The 6205-nt window shown below is 67.9% G+C and carries 7 protein-coding genes; 5 read left to right on the forward strand and 2 right to left on the reverse strand.

All coding sequences use genetic code 11. The features are described from left to right. The 4 genes from AB0I51_RS48080 to AB0I51_RS48095 all read left to right on the forward strand — a co-directional run. A partial coding sequence (locus AB0I51_RS48080) for an ABC transporter permease (RefSeq protein ID WP_362985828.1) occupies positions 1 to 131 on the forward strand: 131 nt, incomplete at its 5' end. Positions 132 to 229: 98 nt separating this feature from the next. After that, complete coding sequence (locus tag AB0I51_RS48085; protein ID WP_329249212.1) at positions 230 to 376, forward strand: hypothetical protein; 147 nt, start codon at positions 230 to 232, stop codon at positions 374 to 376. A gap of 106 nt (positions 377 to 482) precedes the next feature. Then, entirely contained in the window at positions 483 to 2498 is a 2016-nt protein-coding gene (locus AB0I51_RS48090) for an ABC transporter ATP-binding protein (protein ID WP_362985830.1), read from the forward strand. A gap of 64 nt (positions 2499 to 2562) precedes the next feature. Then, the gene (locus AB0I51_RS48095) at positions 2563 to 3021 is read left to right on the forward strand and encodes a hypothetical protein (protein ID WP_362985822.1); all 459 of its coding nucleotides are present in this window, start codon (positions 2563 to 2565) and stop codon (positions 3019 to 3021) included. A 110-nt stretch (positions 3022 to 3131) separates the two neighbouring features. On the opposite strand, the gene AB0I51_RS48100 is transcribed toward AB0I51_RS48095, so the two are convergent. After that, entirely contained in the window at positions 3132 to 4769 is a 1638-nt protein-coding gene (locus AB0I51_RS48100) for a transposase domain-containing protein (protein WP_362985824.1), read from the reverse strand. 369 nt (positions 4770 to 5138) lie between these two features. Here AB0I51_RS48100 and AB0I51_RS48105 point away from each other — a divergent pair, with 369 nt between their 5' ends. Then, a complete protein-coding gene (locus AB0I51_RS48105; protein WP_362985826.1) occupies positions 5139 to 5873 on the forward strand; it encodes a hypothetical protein in 735 nt (244 codons plus the stop codon). Here AB0I51_RS48105 and AB0I51_RS48110 read toward each other — a convergent pair. Continuing rightward, positions 5834 to 6148, reverse strand: coding sequence for a DUF4240 domain-containing protein (locus AB0I51_RS48110; protein WP_362985827.1), 315 nt, complete (start codon positions 6146 to 6148; stop codon positions 5834 to 5836). The two genes, AB0I51_RS48105 and AB0I51_RS48110, sit on opposite strands and share 40 nt — an antisense overlap. Positions 6149 to 6205 lie beyond the last annotated feature (57 nt).

Consider the following 6205-nt stretch of genomic DNA (forward strand, 5'->3'; position numbering starts at 1 on the left):
CGGTCCTGGACATGAACCTCGCCCTCGGCGCCCCGCTCGCCGGAGCTCTCGTCGGCCTGCTCGCCGGTCTCTACCCGTCGCTGCGCGCCGCCCGGATGGAACCGGTGGACGCGCTCCGGGCACCTTCCTAGACCGGCACCCCCCCAAGTTTGTCAAAGCCGAATGGCCGAGGCAAAAAAAGAAACACCGTGTTCAGTTCGAGAAAAAGAAAAGAATGAGGAGAATTTCCATGGCTATCAGCAAGATCATCACCCCCGCGGCGGCTGCCAGGCGCGCGGCGCAGGCGCGGCGGAACGCCGTCCTGGAGCGTAAGCAGCGGGCGGCCGCCCGGGCCCGCATGCTGCAGGCCGCTCACCGTCGCCCCATCGGCGGCTGATGAATTGACACCGGAGGGCGGGCCTTCGGCATTGCGCCGGGGCCCGCCCTTGGTGGTTGCGCGGATTCCGCAGGCAGCGAAATGGAATGAGGGAAGAACGTTGACCATGCTTGGAGACCAGCCGACCATGCAGTTCCGCGTGGTCGAACCGGAGCCCGCCCGGTCGACCGGCCGGCGCGGCGGCTCCCCGCGCAACCGTGTACACGGCCGTCACCGGCGCCCCGTCATGGACAGCGCCGACCACGGTGGGGCCGACCGCGACGGGACCGAGCACGACGGGGTCGGCCACGGCAGCGCCTACGAGACCGTTCCGGATCAGGAACAGACCCGGGCGGAGCCGGCGGTCCACGCCGGCGTCCCGGTCCGCCAGGCGGTCAGCCGTTTCTGGCCGCTGACCAAGGGGGACCGCTCCTGGCTGGTGCTGATCTGCGTCTGTGTGGTGCTTGCAGCCCTCGCCGAGACAGCGTCGATCCTGCTGTTCAGCGAACTGACCGACAACGCGCTCCAGGCCGGTTCGCTCTCCGCGTTCTGGGCCCCAGCCAGCATGTGGTTCGCCGCGGCGCTGCTCGGCGCGTTCGTCGGTTACATCGGCAACTCGCTCGCGGTCTGGACCGCCGAACGCTTTGTGATGCGGCTGCGGGAGAAGGTCTTCGCCCACGTTCAGACCCTCCCGCCCGACTTCTTCAGCCGTCACCGCACCGGCGATCTGGTCGAGCGTCTCACCGGGGACGTCGAGTCGATCGAGCAGATGGTGGTCTCCGGTGCGGTCGGTACCGTCTCAGCCGTCTTCAGCACAGTGCTCTTCTCCGCCGCCGCGCTCTATCTGCGCTGGGATCTCGCGCTGGCCACCTTCACGCTGGCCCCGCTGTTCTGGCTGGCCGCCAAGCGGTTCTCCGGTCGCATCAAGATCGTCGCCCGGCAGGAGCGGGTCGCCGACGGTGCGATCACCTCGGTGGTCGAGGAGTCACTCGGCCACATCCTCCTGACCCAGGCCTACAACCGAGGTCGGGCCGAGGAGAAGCGGCTGCGCCGCGAGGCCCGCGCCTGGATGCGCGCCTCGGTGACCGGCGCCCGCCTCAGCGAGCTCTACGAACAGCTCGTCGAGGTCGTCGAGACGCTCTGCGTGCTCATCGTGATCGGGCTCGGCGCCTGGGAGATCTCCAAGGGCCGGATGACCATCGGTCAACTGCTGGCCTTCGCCGCTTTCCTGGGCTACCTGTACCCGCCGATCCGCTCCCTCGGCCAGCTCGGCCTTACCCTGACCGCCGCCACCGCCGGCGCCGAGCGGCTGCTGGAGATCCTCGACGCCCGGGCCGCCGTCACCGACCCGGCACCCGGCAGCGCGGTCGAGCTGCGCCGGGTACGCGGCGAGATCGAGTTCCACCAGGTCGGCTTCCGCTACCCCGGAGCTGCCAAGGACTCCCTCAGCGCGGTGTCGTTCACGGCCCGTCCCGGTGAACTGGTCCTGGTCACCGGCGCGAGCGGGGCCGGCAAGTCCACCGTCTCCAAGCTGCTGCTGCGCTTCTACGACCCGGCTGCCGGGCTGGTCCGGCTGGACGGGGTCCCCCTGGACCGGCTGCCGGTGGAGTTCCTGCGGGAGAACGTCGCCCTGCTGCCTCAGGAGACGCTCATCCTGCACGACTCCATCCACGAGAACATCGCCTGCGGCCGGCCGGGCGCCTCCGACACCGACGTCGTCCAGGCCGCCCGCGACGCCGACGCGCATGAGTTCATCGCCGCCCTCCCCGACGGCTACGACACGCCGATCGACCCGCACACCGCGGAACTCTCCGGCGGCCAGCTCCAACGCATCGCCATCGCCCGCGCGATGCTCCGCGACGCGCCGGTACTCGTCCTCGACGAGCCCACCACCGGCCTGGACGCGCCGACCGCGCGCCGGGTCGTCGAACCGCTGCGGCGCCTGATGCGGGGGCGTACCACCATCATGATCACTCACGATCTGAACCTCGCCCGAGACGCTGACCGTATCCTCGTACTGGACCACGGTAACCTCGTCGAAGCCGGTACCCACCACGAGCTGATGGCCCACGGCGGCTCATACACCTACCTCCACCGCTCGCAGGACAACAGCACCGGGCAGCTCACGGAGTCGCGGTACTGAACTTGAATCCGTGATGTCGGTGTCTGCCGCGCGGTGGTGGGGCCCAGTTCGTGGCTTTCCCGTGATGCGGGAGTACGAGGATGATGTCCGCGTGATTCGAGACCTGCTGCCGTTGCCGTTGCCCCAGTACGTCGTGGTCCGTATCGGCTGCTCACCAGAGGTGCCCACTGAGATCGCCGCCGATCTGCGGCAGATCGGCGTACCAGCAGGACTGATCGGCTACGAGTACCAACCGCTGACCGAGGCGGCAGTCCTCGGCGGAATTGACGACAGCGGATTGGTCGCCTTCGGTACCAGCGGTCTGTTTGGACTCATCGCCATCGATGTGGCTTCGCGCCGCATCGTGCACATCCCCACAACCGAGCCTTCGGCCACCAATCGCGTGAACAAGGATCTCGGAGCCTTCCACCGGTGCGTCGCTGCCACCATCGCCCGCTTCCCGTTCTACGAAGAAGACGAGGAAGACAGATTCGACGAGGCGGCGGACGGACGACCTTCGCGAGCTCCTCGCCACCCTCGATGACACCGCGCTCGCACACAACGGGCTATGGGAGACCCTGTGTGACGACGTCGCGATGGGCGACTACGCGAACGGGCCTTGACCCAAGGCCGGGTAGTTAACGTTTTCGCAGGTCACGCAAGGGGAGTTGGTGACCACACGGTGGCGGCGTAGAGGCCGGGGCCGAGCTTGTGGATGAGTCCGCTGGCGGCCCAGCGGTTCAGTTGTCTATACATGGTTTCCAAGGTGACGTCGCCGAAGTGAGTCGCGATGTCGCGGGGTTGCCAGAGGCGGGTGGGGTCTTCCTGGAGCAGGGCCAGGATTCGGTGTCGGCGGCGCTTGCCGGGGGCGGTGTGCCGATCATCCCTGGAGGCGGTCGGCAGCGAGGGCAGCGGATCGGAGGGTTCGAGGATGGTGACGTCGAGGTCGGTGACGGTGCGGCTGGCATCGGGCCGGCCGTCGCTGTTGCATCGCCCGTTGTAGCGGGAGGTCGGTGTTTTGACCTTGCGGGTACTCACCCGCTGTCGCCGGGGCGGGAGCAGGCCGGACAGGATCCGGCGTCCGGTGAGACCGACCGGTTCGACGGTCGTGGTGACGACGTCGGCGGCCTGGATGACCTGGTCACGGGCGGCCTGGACAGCGATGGTGAAGCCGCAGCGGTCGGGGTCGGTGCCAGGGACGGACTCGGCGGCGTCGACCATGACGGTCCGCAGTGCCTGGTAGAGCGTGAGGAGCGACCACATCTCCTGCTCGATGCCGATGGGGTCGCCCGAGCGCAACAGGCGCCCGTTCATGATCGTGTGGCGGAGCGCGTAATACGCTGATTCGTGCTCCCACCGCTGATGGTAGAGATCCACCAACACGGCCGCCGGGAAGCGGCGGGCATCGGTCAGGGTCGTGGCCAGCCGGTAAGAGCCGGTGAAGACAGAGTCGTCGGTGCAGGTCACGGTGATCTGCGCATCGATGACCCGCACCCGCACGGTGCCGATGACTGACAGACAGGAGCCGTCGACGAGTCGAGTGAGAACCGGTGTGCGCCGGTTGCTGCGCAGCCGTCCAAGGAACTGGGCGCCGGTGCTGGTGACGGCGGAGAGGAAGGCGTTGCCGTCGAATCCCTTGTCCCAGAGCACCAGCATGTCCGGCCTCAAAAGGTGCAGCAGGCGGCCCGCGTAGCTCGTCTCGCCCTCGGCCGTCGGGCCGAACACCGCACCGAGCAGCCCCCGGGTGCCGGTCTCGACCAACGTCATCAACTCCAGCGTCGGATAGCCGTGATGAGACGTTCTCCCCAGCCAGGCCCGGTTCCGATCGGAGTCGGAGCCCCTCTGCGAACTGCAGCCGTCGAAGGACACCGTCCGGTAGGGCCCGAACCGCACTCCCGGCGTCGTCGGCCGGGCCAACGGCCCGGCCAGTACGTCGAACAGCGCCCGAACCGGCGCGCTGCCGAGTCTCCGGCGCAGGTCACGCAACGCCTTCGCCGACGGGCAGACCACCGGTACCCCGGACAGACCAGCCGTCAGCTTGTCCCAGACGAGCCGATAGCCGACCTCGGGGAACAAGCACATCACGAGCAGGAAGTAGACCCCCACCCGCGAGGGCAGATCACGCAGCCGCCGCTGCACGGTCCTCGTCTCCGACAAGACCGCGTCAACGAGCTCGAACGGCACGATCGCCGTCAGCTCTCCCAGATGCCCGGGAGCGAACCGGCCCCCGGCCACGGTGACCGTACGGGTGATGGCCGTCAGCGCAGACGGCAGGACACAATGACGGGGCAACGGAGCTCCTTCGGGACAAGCTGTCTTGGTCGACTGCCTGTACCAACGAGCTCCGTTGCTCTGCGTCGGGAATCCTTCAACTCCCTTGCGTGACCTGCGAAAACGTTAACTACCCGGCCTTGGGCCAAGGCCCCGACCACCGACTCGGCGCCATCCACCACCACCTACACCTACGACACCACCAAGGACCCGCGAGACCTGGAGGCGTCCCGTACCGACTCCGTCGCTGGCACCTTCTCCGCCACCTACGACGCGGACCGCGACCTCACCACCGAGTCCCTGCCCGGCGGCTACACCCTGACCGTCGGCCAGGACGAGACGGGTGCGGAAACCTCCCGGGTCTACACGAAGGACGGCGACGGTACCGTCGTGGCCTCCGACAATGTCGACCGGTCCGCCGAGGGGCGGGTCGTGAACGGCACGGTCACGGCGGGCGAAAGCCGAAGTCTCGCCTACACATACGACGCGGCCGACCGCCTCACCACGGCGGACGACACCGACCCGAATGGCGCCTGCACCCGCCGCGACTACACCTTCGACGACAACAGCAACCGCACCTCCCTGGCCACCGAGACTGCGGATGTGGGTGCGGCCTGCACGTCGACAGGCGCGACGACGACGTCGTACTCCTACGACAGCGGGGACCGTCTGGAGACCACGGGCACGATCTACGACGCCTTCGGGCGTACGTCCACCCAGGCCTCCGGGGCCACCGTCGGCTACTACGCCAACGACCTCGTCCGGCAGCAGACCTCCGGCACCAGCCGGCAGACCTGGAGCCTGGACGCGGCCGGCCGCCTCGCCGCCTGGACCACCGAATCCGACAGCACCGGCACCTGGACCCAGACCGGGTCCAAGACCAATCACTACGGTTCCGACACTGACAGCCCCGACTGGATCCAGGAGACGGCCTCCACCATCACGCGCAACGTCCAGGGCATCGACGGCGACCTCGCCGCGGTCACCGGTGCCGCCGGAAACACGGTGCTGCAACTGGGATCAGGCACACATTCCGTGAGGACGATCACCGGGGTCGGGCTCTGTCCAATGGGCGTCGACGGTGTTCAGACTGCCCACCCGCCGGTGTTCGAGTACGACTCGTAGGAGTACCGAGTGCGGCGGTCCCATTCCTCGCCGGTGATGCGTTCGTAGGCGTGGTCTGGCGTGTAGAGCAGGCTCTCGGCCCAGATGAGGTCGGTGGCGAACGGTGCGAAGGCCCTCGGATCCTGGAGTACGCCTTCGAATGCTTCACGGCCGGCGGCGACGACTGCGCAGCGTGTGTAGAGGAATGCGTCACCGGACAGGCCCTGTCCGAGTTCCTTGCGGTCCAAGCGGTAAAGGGGGTCTTCGAACTTGAGCGGTGCGCTTCTGGTGTGCACTGACTGACTGTCACGGTCCGTGATGGGTGGGGTGGTTGTTGGCCCTGGATGTAGGAC

This window comes from Streptomyces sp. NPDC050549, from assembly GCF_040655035.1.
Classification (GTDB): Bacteria; Actinomycetota; Actinomycetes; order Streptomycetales; family Streptomycetaceae; genus Streptomyces.